The organism is Vibrio wakamikoensis, from assembly GCF_050337275.1.
Lineage (GTDB): Bacteria > Pseudomonadota > Gammaproteobacteria > Enterobacterales > Vibrionaceae > Vibrio > Vibrio chaetopteri.
The window spans coordinates 1-21,265 of record NZ_JAKJST010000042.1 but is presented as its reverse complement, the minus strand read 5'-3'; the positions used below and the strand labels follow the sequence as shown (position 1 = coordinate 21,265).

The 21,265-nt window shown below is 44.8% G+C and carries 16 protein-coding genes and 1 pseudogene; 10 read left to right on the top strand and 7 right to left on the bottom strand.

Going from position 1 to position 21,265, the window contains the following annotated elements; all coding sequences use genetic code 11:
- The first annotated feature begins 159 nt into the window (after positions 1 to 159).
- A complete protein-coding gene (locus L4C42_RS21640) occupies positions 160 to 450 on the top strand; it encodes a hypothetical protein (RefSeq protein WP_353499852.1) in 291 nt (96 codons plus the stop codon).
- Between the two features lie 77 nt (positions 451 to 527).
- Here the strand turns inward: L4C42_RS21640 and L4C42_RS21635 are convergent, their stop codons facing one another.
- A complete protein-coding gene (locus L4C42_RS21635; protein WP_353500159.1) occupies positions 528 to 1,868 on the bottom strand; it encodes an MATE family efflux transporter in 1,341 nt (446 codons plus the stop codon).
- Between the two features lie 356 nt (positions 1,869 to 2,224).
- On the opposite strand from L4C42_RS21635, the gene L4C42_RS21630 reads away from it, so the two are divergent.
- The 4 genes and pseudogenes from L4C42_RS21630 (at position 2,225) to L4C42_RS21615 (ending at position 7,894) form a co-directional block, all read left to right on the top strand.
- On the top strand, positions 2,225 to 3,109 hold the full coding sequence (locus tag L4C42_RS21630) for an NAD(P)-dependent oxidoreductase (RefSeq protein ID WP_353499851.1): 885 nt from the start codon (positions 2,225 to 2,227) through the stop codon (positions 3,107 to 3,109).
- A gap of 347 nt (positions 3,110 to 3,456) precedes the next feature.
- The gene (locus L4C42_RS21625; protein ID WP_429761731.1) at positions 3,457 to 5,598 is read left to right on the top strand and encodes a heparinase II/III domain-containing protein; all 2,142 of its coding nucleotides are present in this window, start codon (positions 3,457 to 3,459) and stop codon (positions 5,596 to 5,598) included.
- Between the two features lie 334 nt (positions 5,599 to 5,932).
- A pseudogene (locus L4C42_RS21620) lies at positions 5,933 to 6,382 on the top strand (discoidin domain-containing protein); the annotation flags it as partial.
- 12 nt (positions 6,383 to 6,394) lie between these two features.
- Positions 6,395 to 7,894 (top strand): polysaccharide lyase family 7 protein, encoded by a 1,500-nt coding sequence (locus L4C42_RS21615; protein WP_418643027.1) that lies wholly within the window; start codon positions 6,395 to 6,397, stop codon positions 7,892 to 7,894.
- A gap of 294 nt (positions 7,895 to 8,188) precedes the next feature.
- Here the strand turns inward: L4C42_RS21615 and L4C42_RS21610 are convergent, their stop codons facing one another.
- Complete coding sequence (locus L4C42_RS21610; RefSeq protein WP_353499848.1) at positions 8,189 to 8,446, bottom strand: hypothetical protein; 258 nt, start codon at positions 8,444 to 8,446, stop codon at positions 8,189 to 8,191.
- Positions 8,447 to 8,896: 450 nt separating this feature from the next.
- Here L4C42_RS21610 and gad point away from each other — a divergent pair, with 450 nt between their 5' ends.
- From gad to L4C42_RS21595, 3 genes are all read left to right on the top strand, one after another.
- A complete protein-coding gene (gad, locus tag L4C42_RS21605) occupies positions 8,897 to 10,291 on the top strand; it encodes a glutamate decarboxylase (protein WP_418642772.1) in 1,395 nt (464 codons plus the stop codon).
- Between the two features lie 81 nt (positions 10,292 to 10,372).
- The gene (locus L4C42_RS21600) at positions 10,373 to 12,100 is read left to right on the top strand and encodes an aspartate:alanine exchanger family transporter (RefSeq protein ID WP_353499847.1); all 1,728 of its coding nucleotides are present in this window, start codon (positions 10,373 to 10,375) and stop codon (positions 12,098 to 12,100) included.
- A 117-nt stretch (positions 12,101 to 12,217) separates the two neighbouring features.
- Positions 12,218 to 12,853, top strand: coding sequence for a LysE family translocator (locus L4C42_RS21595; protein WP_353499846.1), 636 nt, complete (start codon positions 12,218 to 12,220; stop codon positions 12,851 to 12,853).
- 105 nt (positions 12,854 to 12,958) lie between these two features.
- Here L4C42_RS21595 and L4C42_RS21590 read toward each other — a convergent pair whose 3' ends face one another.
- The 5 genes from L4C42_RS21590 to L4C42_RS21570 form a co-directional block, all read right to left on the bottom strand.
- Positions 12,959 to 14,509, bottom strand: coding sequence for an extracellular solute-binding protein (locus L4C42_RS21590; RefSeq protein ID WP_353499845.1), 1,551 nt, complete (start codon positions 14,507 to 14,509; stop codon positions 12,959 to 12,961).
- Positions 14,510 to 14,556: 47 nt separating this feature from the next.
- On the bottom strand, positions 14,557 to 15,447 hold the full coding sequence (locus tag L4C42_RS21585; RefSeq protein WP_353499844.1) for a carbohydrate ABC transporter permease: 891 nt from the start codon (positions 15,445 to 15,447) through the stop codon (positions 14,557 to 14,559).
- Positions 15,448 to 15,458: 11 nt separating this feature from the next.
- Positions 15,459 to 16,436, bottom strand: a complete 978-nt coding sequence (locus tag L4C42_RS21580) for an ABC transporter permease (RefSeq protein WP_353499843.1) — start codon at positions 16,434 to 16,436, stop codon at positions 15,459 to 15,461.
- Between the two features lie 14 nt (positions 16,437 to 16,450).
- Positions 16,451 to 17,545 (bottom strand): ABC transporter ATP-binding protein, encoded by a 1,095-nt coding sequence (locus L4C42_RS21575; protein WP_353499842.1) that lies wholly within the window; start codon positions 17,543 to 17,545, stop codon positions 16,451 to 16,453.
- A 208-nt stretch (positions 17,546 to 17,753) separates the two neighbouring features.
- Complete coding sequence (locus L4C42_RS21570; protein WP_353499841.1) at positions 17,754 to 18,521, bottom strand: oligogalacturonate-specific porin KdgM family protein; 768 nt, start codon at positions 18,519 to 18,521, stop codon at positions 17,754 to 17,756.
- 699 nt (positions 18,522 to 19,220) lie between these two features.
- Between L4C42_RS21570 and L4C42_RS21565 the strand changes: the two genes are divergently transcribed.
- Together L4C42_RS21565 and L4C42_RS21560 are read left to right on the top strand one after the other, a co-directional pair.
- Entirely contained in the window at positions 19,221 to 21,002 is a 1,782-nt protein-coding gene (locus tag L4C42_RS21565) for a sodium:solute symporter family transporter (protein ID WP_353499840.1), read from the top strand.
- 154 nt (positions 21,003 to 21,156) lie between these two features.
- A partial coding sequence (locus L4C42_RS21560) for a transposase DNA-binding-containing protein (protein ID WP_429761735.1) occupies positions 21,157 to 21,265 on the top strand: 109 nt, incomplete at its 3' end.

Genomic DNA, 21,265 nt, shown 5'->3' with positions numbered 1-21,265 from the left:
TCGTGGTTAATCAAGAATCAACGAGTTACTGAAATGTATCAGTTAACCTGATGCTGTCTGTTTTCATCGGTAAACTGTCTTTCGATATAGTTGTCAGCAACAGGCGGGGTGATGGAGTATTCGGCTATTCACTACAGATTTAAAGGTGAGGCGGTTACGATGAAAAAGTTAACTCAATGTGTACTGGCAGTGTGCTTGATTTCAATGTCTTCTTTCTCTTCAGCGAGCAGTGAGGATTTGACTTACGGGGCTTATGTCGGCGAGAAAGAAGTCGTAATACGCGACTATGTCAGTACAAAGGTGAAAACTTGTCTCTATAAAGGCAGTACTGAACAACCACTTGAACTCAAGTGGGGTAAAGCACTTGAATGTCCTGAGCATATCAACATCGACGGCAAAATCATTCATGAGGGCGATGGTCTAGAGACATCGGGCTATATCCGTATCTAGTATCGATTTTATTGATGAAGAAACGAAAACCACCGAGTCATACTCGGCGGTTTTTGTGGATCTGTCTTAAAGATTTGCTACTCATCAAACATCAGCTTGTCTATCTGCGCGCTATCAAACTCGGCCAGCGAACGTCTAGCGAGCATTCGAAATGGCAGCGCCTTAACAATTTCTTCTATCGGCTGTACGGCAAACGCCCAAAAGATCGAACCATCTAACCCCAAGATAATAAACGCACAAAGTGGAATCGAGATAAGCCACTGACCAGTAAAGTTGATTTTAAACACCGCCGTAGTTTTTCCAAGCGCTCGCAATACATGACCATGTACCGTGTTGTAGCCGCGAACCAGAGGAAGAAATATATATAGCGGAGCGATTACCGAAAGCGCATCATAGGTCGCGGGATCTAGGTCTGGGTAGATATCTGCCAGCGCAAAGTGAAGTCCAGCAAAGAAAATCGCGCAAGCAAAAGAAGCCCAGACCGCGACATCAATACTGGTATCGATGTTTTTTGCCATTCCATCGGTTTTTCGAGAGCCAATTGCCTGGCTAATGGTGATGGCAGTGGAGTGCGCCCAAGCTGTTATAAATTGGGTACCGGCTCTTATCCACGGGAAAATGATAGTAATAGCAACATAAGAATGGAGACTGAGTTGAGAGTAGAGCAGCTGATAGGTCGTCGCACCGATCGACAAGATGGTCACATTGGCAGCGACAGGAAATACCTCAATAAAGTGTTTCTTTAAGTTGGTTCTCGTTGGGGTCGTAAATAAGGTACCGTGGCCGCTAAATGTTGGTTCTTTCTGTATGTTCCACCCGAGGTAAATCATGCGTATTGTAATAGCAATGACACTACCGAGTGCAGCGCCACTGACTCCTAACCCTTCAAAAGAGATCGCGCTAGAGCCTGAAATCCCATTGATCAACACATACGAGAGTGCCGCGTTAATAGGCAATTCAATTAGATAGCCCTTAAAGGGAATCTTGCTTCGCCCCATACTATTAAAAAGTGCGATGAAAATTTGCGTGATGGCGGTAAACAGCACTAGGTATTTCGAGATGCCTACGTAATCACTTATCTCAGATTGCAGCTGAGAATCTTGGGTGATTATAGCGAGCAGAGGTGCTTCAAACAGGGAGAGCAAAGTCCAAAAAAGCAAAGCAACCGCAAAGTTAATCAGCATCCCTGAGGATACCGCACTCGATAACGATTGAGGCCTTCCCGAGCCGACCGCACGGCTTAACACCAGTTGAGAGCCGTTAGCCAGCGCCATCTGTATTCCCAAAATAAAGGCAACGATCGTTGTTGCAATCCCCATCGCAGCAAGCGGTCGTTCGCCAAGTGGGGATACCAACCAAATATCAATCATTAGCATGGATTGCATGAGCAATGCATTTAAAGCGAGAGGCCACGCAATGGTGAAATTGGTACGGATATAGTTTTGAGAAGACACGAGAAACCTTGACCTGTAACGGTGTGTAAACGGATGGAAAGAGTCAAAGTGGTATTGTAATACAAAATGACGCTTTAAACTAAGGGGTGCGTCACGCTATTTTGGTCAATCCTAGGGCATGATAGAAAGCTTTTGGGTGCTCCTTTTTAAAATCAGTAACTTAGATTTTGTTTTTGTTCATAATTCTGATTTTATGTGCGTCATATCTCAAACTAGGCGTCTCATCGTGTTTTTGTGGTCGATGGTAATTGCGAAACCAAAATAGACGGGATATAGTAATTTGCACAAATAGTCATACAATAGTATTTTAGGAGTGCCACATGACAAAACCAGTTATTGGTTTCATCGGCCTAGGCCTGATGGGCGGAAATATGGTTGAAAACCTGCAAAACCGCGGCTTTCAGCTCAATGTAATGGATCTGAACAAAGAAGCAGTTGCAGCATGTGTTGCTCGTGGTGCTAACGCTGTTCAAACGCCTAAAGAGCTTGCTGAAAATAGTGACATCGTCATGCTTTGCCTAACAACGTCTGCCGTTGTAGAGAAAGTGGTGTACGGCGACGAAGGTATCCTTGAAGGTATCAAAGAAGGTTCGACTCTGATTGATTTCGGTACATCTATCCCAGCTTCTACTCGCAAAATTGGTGAAGAGTTGGCAGCGCGCGGTGCTGGCATGATTGACGCACCACTTGGTCGTACTCCAGCTCACGCGAAAGACGGTTTGCTGAATATTATGGCCGCTGGTGATATCGACACATTCAACAAAGTGAAACCAGTACTTGATGAACAGGGTGAGAATGTATTCCACCTAGGTGCGCTAGGCTCCGGTCACGTCACTAAGCTTGTTAACAACTTTATGGGTATGACGACAGTTGCAACCATGTCACAGGCGTTTGCTGTAGCTAAACTAGCTGGTGTTGATGGTCAACAGCTGTTTGACATTATGTCAGCAGGTCCTTCAAACTCTCCGTTTATGCAGTTCTGTAAGTTCTATGCAGTGGATGGTGAAGAGAAACTAGGCTTCTCTATTGCAAATGCGAATAAAGACTTAGGTTACTTCCTAGAAATGGTATCGGATCTAGGTACCGAGTCGCTTATCGCAGAAGGAACATCACGAAGCCTGCAAGCTGCAGTAGATGCAGGTCTTGCATCGAATGATGTACCCGTTATTTTTGACTACTTCACTCAGTTGAAAAAAGACGCTTAATCAAAAATACGTCTAGTAATACTCCCACGTATTAGACGGTATATCCCCCAGGCACTACATTAGCCCCGCTTTGCGGGGTTTTTTTGTATCTACAAGTTATAGCGACATATGTAGATTATTTGTAATACAATTTTAGTGCGATTATTGAGTTGAATCTACGTAAAACATGAAAAGAGTTGGTTTCAAAGTAGGTGAAGATTAATCACTGTATATCCCGTCAAGTAAGACACTTATGCCTATATCTTCTATGTGATTGACGTCTGCTTTCTTCCATGAATAGATTTAAATCTTAGTTATATTGTATTACTTTATTGTAATTGAGTCCGGGATATAGATTGAAGGTGAAAATGTCTACGTTAGTTCAGCCAATACTGCTTACAGGCAATGAAGTACAGCAACTCAGTAAAGAAGTCGGCCGTGATACGCTCATGGGAAAAGCCATCGCTAAGAATGTTAAGGATCTGGAAGCATTTATGAGACTTCCAATAGAGGTTCCTGGGCATGGTGAAGCGGGTGGTTACGAGCACAATCGCCACAAACAAAACTACACCTATATGAATCTTGCGGGTCGTTTGTTTTTAATCACGGGTGAAGAGCGTTATGCTCAGTTAGTGCGTGAGCTACTGGCATCGTATGCTGACTCGTACTTGACCTTCGATTTTCATGTACAAAAAAATACCAATCCAACCGGACGTTTATTCCACCAAATACTCAACGAACATGTATGGCTGATGTTTAGCAGTTTGGCGTACTCATGTGTTGCATCGACCATGACAGAAGATGAGCGCCAACATGTGATTGATAATCTTTTCAATCCAATGCTTGATATGTTCACAGTGAAGTATGGTCATGACTTCGACCGAATTCACAATCACGGTATTTGGGCAGTGGCCGCTGTGGGTATCTGTGGCTTGGCTGTGAATCGTCGCGAGTTTCTTGATATGTCGGTCTATGGTCTGGATCGAGATGGAAGTGGAGGTTTTCTGGCTCAGATCAGTAAGCTGTTTGCGCCTTCAGGCTACTACATGGAAGGGCCTTACTATCACCGTTACGCAATTCGTCCATTGTGTGTATTTGCTGAAGTTCTGCATCGTCATATGCCAGAACTCGATATCTTCAATTACAAAGATGGTGTGATTGGTAGAACTGTCGAGGCCATGCTAGCGACGGCGTATCCAAACGGTCAGTTCCCTGCGTTAAATGATGCTTCTAGAACCATGAGTATTAATGATGCTGGTGTTCAAGTGGCCGTTAGTCAATATGCCGAACACTATGGTATTGATGAGAACCTACTTGGTATGGCCAAGATCCAAGACTCAGTATGGATGCATGGATGTGGTTTAACGTTATCGAACGCGTTTGAGAGCAAGAGTGATGTCGGCCTGCCTTTCTGGCCAAGCGTTGAGCTGAATGAAGGCCCGACTGGCGATCGCGGCGCTCAGGGTTTCATGCGCGCCCAAGATAAAGACAAAGATGTGTTCCAGTTGGTTATGAACTATGGTCAGCATGGTATGGGGCACGGCAACTTTGATACTTTGGGTATCTCTTACTTTAACCGCGGCAAAGAGGTACTGCGTGAGTATGGCTTTGGTCGCTGGGTAAACGTTGAACCGAAATTTGGCGGTCGCTATTTAGATGAAAATAAGACGTATGCACGTCAGACGATTGCTCACAATGCAGTAACCGTCGATGAAACCTGTCAAAACTATTTTGATGTGGAGCGCGCCGATAGCGTGCACGGTGAGCCCCACTTCTTCTGTGCTGATCACCAACAAATGGTCGGTATGAGTGCATTTGCCAATGCGCATTATGATGGTATTGGTCAGCAACGCAGTGTGTTTATGCTGAAGCACGAAGACTTTGAAGCGCCTTTACTCATTGATCTGTTTCGACTGACCAGTGATTGTGCTCATCAATATGATTACTCACATCAGTTTGACGGTCAGATCATCAGAACCAACTTTGATTATCAAGCACACAAAGAGCTGAATGTGGTCAGTGATGCTCTAGGCTATCGCCATCTTTGGAATATTGCACAGGGTAACGTTTCAGGTAGCGCATTGGTGAGTTGGCTTCAAGAAAATAGTTATTACACCTGGCTAGGCACCAGTTCAAATCCAAATGGGCAAATCTTTTTCACCCGCACTGGCGCTAACGATCCAAGTTTCAACCTGCGTAGCGAGCAGAGCTTTATTTTCCGGACGCATGGAGAAGATACCTTACTTGCGTCCGTGGTTGAGACTCATGGTTACTTTAATGAAGAGCTTGAACAGTCCGTCAATGCTCGTGGTGTGGCAAAAGAGATTCGAGTTATCGGACATTCAGGTTCGGCCTCTGTGGTGGAAATTGAGACAGAGAAAACGCGATTCACTTTAATGGTAAGTAATGACCCTAATGTGACCTGTGATAGTGTGAATCACGCGGAGATAGCAGGTAAAACCTATTCATGGGTTGGCTTCTATGCGATTGAGCAAGCGGTATTAGTTTAGCCCGTCTTCAATCGAAATCTTGGAGTAGTCATGTGAACCGGACGTGCGATTCTTGTTGACAATTTCGCATAGAGTCCGTTTTACAATCATACAAATAATCAAAGCCAGCGACATGCTGGTTTTGTTGTTTCTGGCCTATAGTTCTGATGTTAATTAACAATTCACAGGTTATAAAAAAGATCTGACCGTTATCTCATTTGAGAGCTTTTTGTCTTATTTGTAATACAAAAATATGAGAGTATTATTTGTAACAATAAAGGCATCAACGTAACACTTCGTATTGGTGACGCCTATTGTTTTCAATTTGATTGGACAACTCAAAAGTGATGGAACCATGAATAAAAATTACTTTAAAACCCTACTCGCTTCATCCATTGTTATCGCTCTGACCGGTTGTGTATCGACCGGTGACAACGCCACCATACAAACGCCAAAACCTACCTCTGTTGTAGCCTCCAGCCACGATGGGAACAGCCCTGAAATGGTTCTAGATGGCGACGCCAAGACGCGTTGGTCAGCAAATGGTGTGGGTGAAACCATGACGTTTGACTATGGACAAACGGTCGCCTTCGATGCCGTTAAACTATCGTTTCACAAAGGTGACAAGCGCACGACCAAATTTGATATTGAAACTAGCCTAGACGGGACAAGTTGGACAAAAGTCATCAGCGATGGTGAAAGCACGGGTAAATCACTGGATTTAGAACGATTCGATTTCGCCGAGATTCAAGCGCGTTACATTCGCTATGTTGGTAAAGGAAACAGCAGCAGCGCGTGGAATAGTGTGACGGAGTTTATCGGGGTTAACTGTAAGAGTGATTACTGTTCCGACCAAGAGCTACCAAGAGTTGATATTTTAACGCCTGTCGCCATCGAATCATCCAGCCACGATGGCAATGGTCCAGAGCGTTTGTTTGACCAAGATATCAAGACTCGCTGGTCTTCCAATGGAGTAGGAGAGACGGCCACCTATGATTATGGCAGCATTAATCAGTTTGATGCCGTGCGCCTAGCATTCCATAAAGGTAATGCGCGTTCGACTTTGTTCGATATTGAAGTCAGTGTTGATGGCAATAAGTGGAGCAAGGCACTTGAAGGTGGCATGAGCTCTGGTGCCGTTAATGGTTATGAGCGTTTCGAGTTTGCTCCGGTAGAAGCTCGCTACGTGCGTTATGTGGGTAAAGGTAACTCAAAGAGCAGCTGGAATAGTGTCACTGAGTTTGCGGCTTTGAACTGTAAGATTAATGCTTGCCCAACCAATCACATTATTACTGAAGATGTCATTGCGGCAGAAAAGGCGGCTGAAGAGAAGCGCAAAGCCACCGCGAAAGTTGATGATAAACGCAAAGATCTTCGTAAAGGCAACTTTGGCGCGGTTGTCGCCCTACCTTGTGCGACAAGTTGTGACTGGGATGTGCCTTTAGCGGAGCCTAAGTTACCGAGTACGCCTCAAGCGGGTAACAAACCAGGTGAAAACTTTGACCTCACTTCATGGTACATCTCTATGCCGTTCGACCATGATAAAAATGGCAAGCCAGACAATGTGTATGAGTGGGATCTTGCCAACGGGTACGAGCATCCAGAACTCTTCTATACTGCCGATGACGGTGGCCTGGTGTTCAAGACCTTTATTAAGGGCGCGCGCACTTCGAAAAACACTAAGTTTGCGCGTACAGAGATGAGGGAAATGCTGCGCCAAGGAGATAAGAGCGTTGATACTAAAGGCGTAAACAAAAACAACTGGGTATTCAGCTCGGCACCAATGGAAGATCAAAAAGCCGCTGGTGGCGTTGACGGTGTTCTCGAAGCGACACTTAAAGTCGATCACACGACAACGACGGGTGAGCTCAATGAAGTTGGTCGATTTATCATTGGTCAGATCCACGATAAAGATGATGAGCCAATTCGACTTTACTACCGTAAGTTACCAAACCACGACAAAGGTACGGTCTACTTTGCTCATGAAAACACCAATAAAGGCACCGACAATTATTACAATCTAGTCGGTGATATGACAGGTGTACCAAAAGACGGTGATGGTATTGAACTCGGTGAGACCTTTAGTTATCGCATTCAAGTGGTCGGTAACGAAATGACCGTGACTTTGATGCGTGAAGGTAAGCCTGATGCAGTCCAAATTGTTGATATGTCGGACAGCGGATACGATGTTGGTGGCAAATACATGTACTTTAAAGCCGGTGTTTACAACCAAAACATCACTGGCGATCCAGATGACTATGTCCAAGCGACTTTCTACAAGTTGAAGAAATCGCACAGCAAGTTTGCTGCAAAGTAGGCGTTAAAGTGAATTAGTGTTTGAGCCAGCGGTTTTTACTGCTGGCTTTTTTAGTAGAAGTGTTTTTTCAGTAGCACCGGTGAAGTGGTAAATTGTGCGGTTTCTATAAGAATGATTCACTTGTTTTTGTGGGAATCACGGTATTTCTTGGCAATCCACTGATGTAGATGAAGTCCTGTTTTACGCTTTAGGAGTATGTCGACCCCAGCTAAGACTAACAGTCCAACTATCGTTCCCATATTCATCTCCAAGCTTAGTTGTAGTTTGATAATTCATAACAAGGCAATTTTATAGTTAATCCATAGACTTCATTAGCTTATCTATGTTCAGTACTCCAAGATCTTCTAAATTACCTTTAATCTCTTCATCGATTGATAGATGGCGCTCAACCTTCTTTACTTCCTTCTCAAGGAACTTCTCAACTTCTTTAGAAACGTTGAACATCAATCCTTGTTCACGCGCTGCTTTTCTCGCTCGTTTAAGACGAAAATCTAAGTCTGATGAAATCTTAATGTTCAGTGATACTTTAGATTGCTTTTTCTGTAAAGACATGTCGATTCTCATTGTTCACTTAATAAAACTATAAATTTTTCTACCTTTTTAGCAAGAAGCTTGAGTGATAGTTGTGATCGAATTGGAATTTGAGCTGATGGCGTCGTTTGAATATCGCGCTGAGAATATTCGTCACTGATAAAAAACTGAGCACCTTGTAAGACATTCCCTCCTTAAAGGGGGGAATGTGTTTCTTAAGAGGAGGTAGAGAAAGGGGCAACACTTTTGTCGTAGATGCAGTCATAGCAACAAACTAGACATCATTATGGGTAAGATGAATGACTTTATATTGTGGCGAATATTAACGATACAAGCGGCGCAATTATGAATCTTATCAACCGAATATGAAACTAGCACTGCCACAAAATCTGGACTAGCTTTAAGGCACGTTCTTCCATCTTTTAAACCAATTTAACTACTTAATAGTATTAGTAAGAAAAAGGATAGATTATGCCTCTTCATAAAAAGTCAGCTGTTCGTGGTTCAATGCTAGATGATGTTTACTCTTCGAAAGACTTGTCTGTGGTCATGCCTAAGTATCGAATTCCTCAAAATGAGCACGCCCCGGAACATGCTTATCAAGTTGTTCACGATGAACTTATGTTAGACGGTAACTCACGTCAGAACTTAGCGACATTTTGTCAAACATGGGTCGAGGATGAGGTTCATCAATTGATGGATGAATGCATCGATAAAAACATGATTGATAAAGATGAATACCCACAGACGGCCGAAATAGAATCGCGCTGTGTCCATATGTTAGCTGATCTTTGGCATGCGCCAGATGCAGAAAACCCAATGGGCTGCTCAACGACGGGTTCAAGTGAGGCTGCAATGCTTGGTGGGATGGCATTGAAGTGGGCTTGGCGCGAGAAAATGAAGAAACAAGGCAAGCCAACTGATAAACCGAATCTTATTTGTGGTCCTGTGCAGGTTTGTTGGCATAAATTTGCGCGCTATTGGGATATTGAGCTTCGTGAGATCCCAATGGAAGGTGATCGTCTTATCATGACGCCAGAAGAAGTGATCAAACGTTGTGATGAAAACACTATTGGTGTAGTACCAACGCTGGGCGTGACGTTCACATGCCAATATGAGCCCGTCAAAGCGGTGCATGAAGCGTTAGATAAGCTACAAGAAGAAACCGGATTAGATATTCCTATTCACGTTGATGGCGCCAGTGGTGCGTTTTTAGCCCCTTTCTGTGACCCGGATTTAGAGTGGGATTTCCGTCTACCACGTGTTAAATCGATCAATGCTTCTGGCCATAAATTTGGTCTTTCACCATTGGGTGTGGGCTGGGTAGTTTGGCGTGATGCGGATGCGTTACATGAGGATTTGATCTTCAATGTAAATTATCTGGGCGGTAACATGCCGACATTTGCATTGAACTTCTCTCGTCCTGGCGGACAAATCGTTGCGCAGTACTACAACTTCTTGAGACTGGGCAAAGAGGGCTATAAAAAGATCCATGATGCTTGTTACGAAACGGCGCGCTACATTGCCAAAGAGGTGGAAAAAATGGGCATGTTTGAAATCATTTACGATGGTCATGGTGGTATTCCAGCGTTAAGTTGGTCTATCAAGAAAGATGCAAACCCAGGTTTCAACCTCTATGACTTGTCAGATCGGATCCGATCGCGTGGATGGCAGATCGCTGCGTATGCCATGCCAGCTGATCGCGAAGATCTGGTTATTATGCGTATTCTTGTGCGCCATGGTTTTAGTCGAGATATGGCGGACTTATTGATCTCTGACTTGCAACACTGCGTTGATTTCTTTGGCAAACATCCAATGGTTAACGGCAGCGATGCTGATGAGTCGAGTAACTTTAACCACGGTTAATGTTACGGCTGCTCTAGGTAATCGGCAGGGCGATTCCTTATATCGCTCTGCTGCTTCAATCACAATGTAGCAGGTGAGATCATGTCTTTTCTTTTTAATTACTTATCTGAAAACCCTTTTGTTTTTCTATTTCTATCACTCGCAATTGGTTACCCATTAGGACGCATTACTGTTAAAGGCGTGAGCCTGGGGACGACGGCAGGTACATTGATTGTTGGTGTTGCATTGGCGCTGACCTCTTTCTCTGTATATGGACTAAAGATTGAAGAGCCGGGGCTAGTCTCCGATATTTTCTTAATGATGTTTATGTATGCCATCGGTATGAAAGTCGGTCCTCAGTTCTTTTCGGGGCTGGCAAGAGGTGGCTTAGATTTTGTGGTGATAGGGCTAATTGTTGTCTTTAGTAATTTCGCCATTGTTGTAGTGGGTGCCAAGCTCTTGGGGTTAGAGCCTGGGTATGCGGCAGGCATTATCTCGGGAAGTTATACTGTTACAGCGGTTATGGGCGTGGCTCAATCGGCGATCTCCTCTGGCGCTTTTGTACCGCCAGCCGGTATGAGTGCAGACCAAGTCAGCGCTAACATCGCAGCGGGTTATGCTATCAGTTATGTGCTGTCTACTGTTCTTATTATTCTGTTGATCAAATACTTACCTTCTATGTTTGGTATTGATCCTATCAAAGCCGGTAAAGATGCTGAGAAAGAGTTCTCTAACGGTGATGACAATGAAAAACTCCCTAGCACTTTTGGATTCTCCGATGTTGGTGTTTTACCCATCGATGTCCGTGCTTACAAAGTAACGCATGAAGAGTTGGTTGGGCAGTCGGTTCAGGATCTTTATAAACGGTTTTCCGATGCTGTTGTGCTAAAAGTTGTGCGCGGTGATGAAGTGTTGGATGCATCGGATAACCCAATATTACAACTTGGCGATGTTATCGGTGTTCGTGGCGAGTACAGTGCTCTTATCAAAGAAGGTGAGGCAGATATTGGCAATGAAGTGGATGAGCCTCGAGCCCGCAATGTTGATATTGAAGTGGCTGATATCCATGTTGGCAAGTCAGAACATGCAGGTAAAACTGTCGCTCAGTTGCATGCGGAGGTTGGCTTCGGTGTCTATTTTAAAGCGCTATTTAGGCAGGGTCATCAACAGCCGTTACTGCCTCAAACCACCGTTGAAGTGGGAGACGTTGTACGTATTGCAGGCTCGCAGTGGTGTGTTGAACAGACCGCATCTCAGCTTAACAGCGTGCCAATAGTCGAAAGTACGGTGACCGAAACGTTCTATTTAGCCACTGCTCTACTGGTGGGCTATGTGTTCGGCCACTTGAGCGTAACGGTTGCGGGTATCCCATTTGCATTAGGGACTTCGGCTGGCTGTATGCTTACCGGTATTGTGTTTTCGTTCTTGCGAACTCGAAACCCTGCGTTTGGCGGTCCTATGAGTGAAGGAGCGAGAAGCTTTTTGCAAGATATCGGACTTAATCTTTTCGTAGCGGTGCTTGCTGCAACCGTAGGTCCTAAAATCCTCGCCTCCTTCCAAGGCATTATCGTGATTAAAATTGCGCTACTCGGTGTCACTGCTGCGCTTGTTCCGCCTTTACTGGCTTGGTTATATGGGCTGTACATTCGCAAGATGAACCCAGCAATTCTTGCCGGCGCTTGCGCTGGTGGTCGAAATAGCACGCCAGCAATGAAAGGGGCGCAAGATGCCACCCAAAGTGACATGCCTGCAATTGGTTATCCCGTCCCTTATGCATTGACATCGGTTCTCGTATTGATTCTTGGCTATATCGCGATGGTGATCAGCTAAGAGGGGAGATGTGTACATTTATTGTTCGACTTGTCGTGAGGAGAGCGGTAAGGTTGTGGGAGGTATGTGCTAGATGGCATAGCACAACGCAACACTTATAAAACAGGGAGGACTAAAATGGAATGGAGTTTATGGTTGGCGTACGTTGGGGTCATTACGGTTTTGATCTCATCTCCCGGCCCCTCAGCGATGCTGTGCATTGCCCACGGTGTTAAATACGGGAAATCGAGTGCGCTAGCGACGGTGTTTGGTGGAACGTTTGCTTCTCTGACACTGATGGTCCTCTCTGCTGTCGGTTTGGGTGCTATATTGGCAGCATCATCGAAAGTATTTTTGTTGCTGAAAATCTTTGGGGCGCTTTATTTGGTCTATCTCGGGTACCAGACTTGGAGAGACACGGGTACAGAGTCCGCATTTAGCACTGATACTAAGCAAGAGAAAGCCTCATTTACTCAGCGTGGTATCCTCAAGAAAGCCTATATGGTAGGTATCAGTAATCCTAAAGACTTGCTGTTTTTTACCGCACTGTTTCCTAACTTCATTAATGTGAATTCACCTCAACTTACGCAGTTTGTCGTGCTGGCTCTGACGTGGATTGTAATCGATACTTTAGTCATGTTGGTGTATGCAAGGCTTGGCGCCAAGGTTAACCCTTGGCTATCTAGTAAAAAGAACATCAAGCGCTTTAACAAGGTGATGGGTGGCTTCTTTATGTCTGCAGGTGGCGCACTGTTTGCCTCTAGCACAAAATAGTGAAATTAGGTCTCCCTCACTAATGTGTGCAGGCCACTATACTCAAATGAAAAGACCCGCTTGTCGTCTTCGAAGCGGGTCATTGCGTCGGTTTTAGGTTAAAAGCTAGTTAGTTTTATAAGCTCTATCGTAAGCAGCTTGCATCGCACTTACTACTTTCTTATAGCCCATACGCTCTATGCTCTTTTGGTAATTCGGCCAGTCTTTCTCTATATCACGAGAGCCTAGGATCCAAGCTTGTTGCATTTCAACCATGTAGTCACGAATGGTGACCCAGTGCTTGTCGTAAATGTCTTTCTCTTTCGTATTTAGAGAGACACCCATGAATGGTTCCAACAAGTAATCACCTTGGTCGTACAGAGCAATACCTTCAAGCGCGTATTTGTTCGACCATTGGACTTCGTTCTGATAATCCATTGGGAAACCACGTTGAACCTGAGCACCAATCGCCCACATTTGTGCGTTAACCGGTGTATCCGCTTCTAGGATCTCTTTTTTAAACACTGGCTTGCCATCGACTAGCTCATAGTGCTCACCTTGGATACCGAAGTTTGCTAGGCGTTTGCCTTCTTGAGTGAACCAGAAATCGAAGTACTTAATGGTCTCGATTGGATGTTCGTTAGTGTATGAGATAGCCCAGCCGTCTGGCTTCACTTTAGCGCGGCGATGCTCTTCTACACGTTTACCACTGATGGAGGCTGGTGGCGCGAATGCTTTGAATTGAAAGCCTTCTACTTTGTCCGCCAACGAATCGTTGTAGCCAGAGGTTGAGGCGAACCAGTCGTGTGTCATACCGCCTAGGTCGGCTGACAATAAGTACTCACGAGAACGACTGCCCCGAGTGAATACTTCAGCATCAATCAAACCTTCTTGGTACCATTTGGCGAGGTTCTGAATACCGACTTTGTAGTTTTCTTGCGCATAGCCGTGCTTGATTTGACCATCGATCACATGAAAGTCGTGGAACACGTCAGAGCCAGACGTACGACCATCCCACAGTGTCACTAGACGAACCATCTCTTGCCAGTGTCGAGCAAAGAAAGGGACTTCATCTTTTTTGCCATTGCCGTTTGGATCATTGTCACGGAATGCTTTAAGCACCTCATACATTTCGTCGACATTTTTCGGTGGTTCAAGGCCAAGTTTCTCTAACCAGTCATAACGAACAAAGTAGCCACGACCGTATTTACCATCAGGTAGGTACGGGATGTAATACACGTTGCCATCGGAGGCTTTGATGGATGCCCAAACATCAGGATTGGCGTCAAAGAATGCTTTAATGTTTGGCGCATGCTCTTCAATCAGTTTGTTAAGGGGAACAAACGCACCTTCAGGGCCGTAAGTGTTTACGTTGTTCTTCATGCTTGAACCGCCGACGATATCAGGCAAGTCACCCGATGCGATCAGCAGGTTGAATGCTTCTTCACTCTTGGTTGTTGCCATTGAGGCTACGTTGTTTAGGTGAACGTTAGTTAGACGCGCCGCTTCTTTCTCCACAGGCCAGTCGTTGTTATAGACGAACTTCTTTTGGTGTAGGTGGATGTCGAGTTTAATTGGTTTATCCGCCACTTTGTATGCACCATCTTCCGCTGCAAATGCTGGGGCAGCAAGCGTGGCAGCGATCAGGGTAGACAACGCAGTGATTTTTACATTCATCTTTTGTTTCCTTTCTCGTTATTGTGTTTTGTATTAGGCAGAGGGGGTTACTCTTTAACCCCACCCAACATAATTCCCTTGTTGAAGTACTTTTGAATAAATGGATAAATCAGAAGCACTGGAATGATGGAGCAGATCATGATCGCCGCGCTCACCGTCTCGAAGGAGTAAGCTGAGTTAATCAAGGTACTGGCGAACGTATCGTCATCGGTAAGCTGGGTGATGATCTGACGCAGATAAACCTGAAGTGGCACTTTGCTTTCATCGCGAAGCAATACCATGGCCCAGAAGAAGCCGTTCCAGCGCGCGACGATACAAAACAGCGTCACTGTCGCGAGGGCAGGTTTTGCTAGTGGGATGAATACCTTCCAAAGTACTTGGAAGTCATTGGCGCCATCCATTCGAGCTGCTTCTTCAAATGACGTTGGGATGGCCTCAAAGAAGTTACGTAATAGGATGATATTGAACGCGTTACAGGCAAAACCGATGATGATACCGAAGTAGCTATCGAGTAGACCCAGATCGCGCATGTTTAAGAAGAACGGAATCATGCCGGCGTTAAACCACATGGTGAAGGCAACTAGGATGTTCCAGTATTTGCGACCAAGTAACTGGGGTCTAGACAACGCGTAGGCACCAGGAACAATAATCAATAGACTAACAAGCGTACCGCCGAAGGTGTAGATAAAGGTATTTTTATACGATATCCAAAAAGCAGGATCGGTGATGACCTTCTCGTACGCGGCGAACGTGATATCGACAGGGGTAAGCACAACCTGACCTGCTGTTACGGCATCACCAGCACTGATAGACATCGATGCCACATAGATGAAAGGGTAAAGCGTACTGATGGTGAAGATACCCACGAGGAACATATTCAGATAGACAAACGCCTTATCGCCTCGGGAGTACAAGTTCATATTCATTGCTTGGCTCATAACTTACTCCATTACCACAGCGATGTTGAAGAGACGCGACGGCTGATCTTGTTGGCGGACATCACCAAAATAAAGGCGATAACAGCGTTAAAAAGACCAGCGGCAGCGGCGAGATCGTATTGAGCAGCTTGAATACCTTGACGGTAAATAAAGGTGCTGATGACGTCTGCAGTCTCGTAAGTGGCAGGCTGATAGAGCATGATGATCATCTCAAAGCCAACCTCAAGGATGTTACCGATTCGAATGATCAACATGATGATGACCGTCGGTAGGATGCAAGGTAGGGTGATCTTCCACATCATTTGCCAACGCGAAGCGCCGTCCACGACTGCAGATTCATAGAGTGATGGGTTAACGCCAGCAATAGCCGCTAGGAATACGATGGAGCTAAAGCCCGCTTCCTGCCAGATACCGGTGCCGACGAAGATCGTGCGGAACCACTCTGGTTTTGTGAGGAAGTACACCGAGTCATAGCCAAGGGCATTGAGGAACAGATTCACCACACCGGTTGAGGGTGAAAATGCGGTGATCACAATACCGGCAATAATAACGGCTGAGATAAAGTGTGGGAGATACACAATCGTTTGTGCGGTGCGTTTAAACTTCGCATTGAGGATCTCATTGAACATCAGAGCAAGGATAATTGGCACTGGGAAGCCAAAGATAAGGCTCGCGCCACTTATCATGACTGTGTTGCGAATTGCGCGTAAAAATTGATCGTTTTCAAACAGCGTAACGAAGTGCTCAAACCCTACCCAAGGGCTCTCCGTGATGCCACGGAACACACTGTAGTCTTTAAAGGCGATTTGTAATCCGTACATGGGCTTATAGAGGAACACTAAAAACCAAATAACGGTTGGAGCGAGTAGCAAATAGAGTTGCCATTCTTTTTTAAAGTGATGGATGAGCCACTTGGTCTTTTTCTGCAACTTGCTTAGCGAATTAGGCGCCTTGAGTGTCTCATCTGTGTTTTGATGAAGGTTTTCCATAACACACGCTCCGTCTAGTTCACCGCGATACGCTTGAGCGCATTGCCAGTCGATTGATCAAAGACGGTGATCGCGTCTTCTCGGAAATACAATGTGTTGATTTGATCCAGGTGATCGATGCGGCCATGAGTTTCGGTTTTAACGACAAACGGCTTACCAACAAATTTAGTGTGCAGCAAAGCCTCTGAACCGAGTGTCTCGACGAGATTGATGTGAACAGGAATCGTACTCGCTTGGTCAACTGGTTCGATGTGGATATATTCTGGCCTGATCCCCAAAAGGATATTCTTGTTGTGCTCAAGTCCAGCAACGTTCGGCAGTTTGCATTGGATCTCTTCAAACTCTGCGTACCACCCATCTTCACGTAGTGACGCGCGAGCCTCGATAAGGTTCATTGGCGGCGATCCGATAAAGGTGGCAACAAAGGTGTTCACTGGATCATTGAATAGCTCCATCGGCGTGCCAATTTGCTCGATTTTACCGTTGCTCATAACAACAATTCGGTCTGCCAGTGTCATGGCTTCGACCTGGTCGTGGGTGACGTAGACGCTGGTTACGCCTAAGCGGTGGTGAAGGCGTTTAATTTCCGCACGCATTTGAGTGCGAAGCTTGGCATCCAAGTTAGAAAGGGGCTCATCAAAAAGAAAAACTTTAGGATGTCGAACAATTGCGCGACCCATGGCAACACGTTGACGTTGACCACCAGAAAGGTCGGCTGGGCGACGCTCTAGGAGCTCAGTTAGACCTAGAATTTCCGCCACATCATTAACAGACTTGGTGACTTTATCTTTGGGTACTTTGCGAATTCTTAGGCCGAAGGCGATATTCTCGAAAACACTTAAGTGGGGATAGAGTGCGTAATTCTGGAATACCATGGCGACATCGCGATCTTTGGGTGCGACTTCGTTGACTCGTCGATCCTCGATATGAATATCGCCATCGGTGATCTCTTCTAGCCCAGCTAACATGCGTAGCGTCGTCGATTTGCCACAGCCCGAAGGACCAACCAGTACGATAAATTCTTTCGACTTTACTTCTAAATTAATGCCATGCACGACACTGGTATCGCCATACGCTTTAACGATGTTATTTAACTGAACACCAGACATAACTACTCCTTGTCTTCATTACAGAAAACAGAATTCTAAAACTGTTTGTTGGTCAATTAGCAGGAAGTTAATTTATGACAAAGTGGAGCAATATAACTTCCTTGCTATACTGAAAAACTTTATTGGAATGTGGTTGATTTGACAGGAGCGAATTAATACCGATAGCTTCAGTATTAATTCGCTCATAAGATTAAATGAAATTAAGTAATTAGAAGCTGTACTTAATACCTGCTCGAGTTCTTAGCTGGCGCTCGTCTGAACTACTGCTTACGTCAATCGTCCAAAGTTCGATATAAGGTTGGAATGCTCCTAGCTGATAGCCAGCTTTAAGACCAAGATCCCATTCCCAGTTTTTACCGTTGTATAAAACCAGATCATCGTAGTTGTAGTTGTAGTTTGCTTCGTAACTCAGCTTTAAGTCCTTAAACTTCGAATCTTTTGCAAACTTATATGAACCTGTTAAGGTAAGTTTACCTTGTTGAATGGTTTTATCAGCTATAACAACCGTGTTGCCGTTCATGTCTGTTTTGTCACTGTTGTTTTTGTTGAACATCTGCAACTCGTGACGGTAGCGAAGCGCTGTCGTTAGGCCAAAGTCTGCTTTGTACCCAACTCGGAACTGAGGCTTCCACGTGGTTTTAGTACTGCCAAAAGTGACGGGCATACCTGGTTGAATGTACCACTTTCCGCTTTCACCGACTGCTTTAGTCCAATCCCAAGAGAACTCAGAGTCGCCACGTGAAACGCCATCCCAGAAATCTTGAGTACCTTGATCATTGTCTTGACTCTGAAATTTCTGCTCAACACCAAATGCCAATTTACCGCCAAATGCTTTTGTTGAATCACCAATTTTGATACGGTGAGCCCAGTCTTCAGCTGTATGTTTATATTCCGTACGGTAATCGAGACTCGTCGCTGCGGCAGAACCAGCTAATAATACAAGTGCAACACCAAGAGCAGATTGCTTAAGTTTCATACTGATATTTCCCTAGTTTATCTAATTTATATTGTCATTTCTTTGAGGCGATAAACATCGAGTAACCTAACGGGGTGCTAGGAAAACATTGTGTTTATAACCTTTATTAGAGGGACTATGTTACTTGTTCACGTGATAGTTCATGCAGAGTGCGTTCCCTTTGATTCCCGAAACATCCGACAAAAGCCTATCTCGTGGTCGTCCATGTCATTAATTTTCTGTTATTGAATTAATGTATGACAAATACTAGGTTGCTTCATTCGAACTTTCTGTGAATTGGCTCAATATTTCATCTGAATAGGTGTGTTTTTTATTGATATGAAGATTTGGGTCACACTTTTTACACTTTGAAATACTTGCTTTGAATATAGAGAAAGAGTGGGGTACCAAGTCTAATGATATAACTATCTTTTTATGATTTTGTTTTTTTTGATGTTTTTGTGTTTTCGTTGCTTAGCAGGGGCACCAGGGTAGTTAGTTAGGGATGTGCGGCGCTTCGTTTTAGGGACTGTTCTTCGAACAAATTTCGCTTTGTCATGTTTGTAACCGTAACAAAGTTTGATCAAGGTAACTATGTAGACCCATTTCTACATCAAAAACGATATCCATGTCACGAATAGGTATATTGTATTACAAAAAGGTCAATTTGGTCGTTATATTAATCATACAACAAGTAAAAACGACAAGGATTCACATATCATGGATTTAAACACAGTTATTGTGGGCGTCTATTTCCTATTCCTAATGGCAATAGGCTGGATGTTCCGAACATTTACCAATACAACCAGTGACTACTTCCGCGGGGGCGGTAACATGCTCTGGTGGATGGTGGGTGCTACCGCCTTTATGACTCAGTTCAGTGCTTGGACATTTACCGGTGCAGCGGGTAAAGCCTATAACGATGGTTTTGCAGTGGCCTTTATCTTCCTTGCTAACGCGTTTGGTTATTTTATGAACTACGCGTATTTCGCGCCTAAGTTCCGTCAGCTACGTGTAGTGACTGTTATTGAAGCCATTCGCATGCGTTTTGGTGCAACGAACGAGCAGGTATTTACTTGGTCTTCAATGCCAAACAGCGTTGTTTCTGCGGGTGTGTGGCTAAATGCTCTAGCGATCATCGCATCGGGCATCTTCGGCTTCGACATGAACCTTACCATTTGGGTAACAGGTTTGGTTGTATTGGCGATGTCAGTTACGGGTGGTTCATGGGCGGTAATCGCATCTGACTTTATGCAGATGGTTATCATCATGGCGGTAACCGTGACATGTGCTGTTGTTGCTGTTGTGCAAGGCGGTGGTGTTGGCGAAATCGTTAACAACTTCCCTGTTCAAGAAGGCGGTTCATTCCTAGCGGGTAACAACCTGAACTACCTGAACATCTTTGGTCTATGGGCATTCTTCATCTTTGTTAAGCAGTTCTCTATTACTAACAACATGCTTAACTCTTACCGTTACCTAGCGGCGAAGGACTCAAAGAACGCGAAGAAAGCAGCGCTGCTAGCGTGTGTACTCATGCTTTGTGGTGTATTCATTTGGTTCATGCCTTCTTGGTACATTGCAGGTCAAGGTGTTGACCTAGCGGCTGCTTACCCAGAGCAAGGCAGCAAAGCAGGTGACTTTGCTTACCTTTACTTTGTTCAAGAGTACATGCCAGCAGGTATGGTGGGTCTTCTCGTTGCAGCAATGTTCGCAGCAACCATGTCTTCAATGGACTCAGGTCTTAACCGTAACTCAGGTATCTTTGTTAAGAACTTCTATGAGCCGATTGTCCGTAAGGGTCAAGCGTCTGAGAAAGAGCTAGTAACGGTTTCGAAAATCACGTCTACAGTATTTGGTTTTGCTATCATCCTAATCGCACAGTTCATCAACTCACTTAAGGGTCTGAGCTTGTTCGATACAATGATGTATGTAGGTGCTTTGATTGGCTTCCCAATGACCATTCCAGCGTTCCTTGGCTTCTTCATCAAGAAAACGCCTGACTGGGCCGGCTGGGGTACACTAGTAGTGGGTGGTATCGTCTCTTATGTAGTTGGTTTTGTTATCAATGCAGAAATGGTTTCAGCAGCATTTGGTCTAGAAGAGCTAACTAAGCGTGAATGGTCTGATGTGAAAGTAGCGATTGGTCTAATGGCTCACATTTCACTAACAGGTGGTTTCTTCGTACTATCTACGCTGTTCTACAAGCCACTTACTGAGAAGCGTCAAGCTGATGTAGACAAGTTCTTTGGTAACCTATCTACTCCACTTGTTGCCGAGTCGGCAGCTCAGAAGAAGCTGGACAACAAACAGCGTCAAATGCTTGGTAAGCTAATCGCGGTTGCAGGTCTTGGGGTGTGTCTAATGGCGCTATTGCCTAACCCACTATGGGGACGCGCCGTGTTCATCTTGTGTGGTGTTATCGTGGCCGGTGTTGGTGTTCTACTTGTGAAAGCGGTGGATGAAAGTGCTGAAGCGAACCTAACGGAAGCAGAAGCAAGCTAGATACATTGAAATGTAGTCACATTGAGTAAACGAAAGGAAGGCTTAAAGCCCTGTCTCTTATACACAAATCCTCGAACTTAGTTCGGGGATTTTTTTGAACTCTTTTCCAAGGCTGCGATCTGATCACTTAAGCAATATTGATTAGGTAGCTAATATGGAAAACTTAACACCAATGAAGTGGGCACAAGTACAGTTTGGTCTGGCAAAGCTTAACGACCCTAGACGAACTCAACGATTGATATCAATGGCTGCTTCACTTGTTG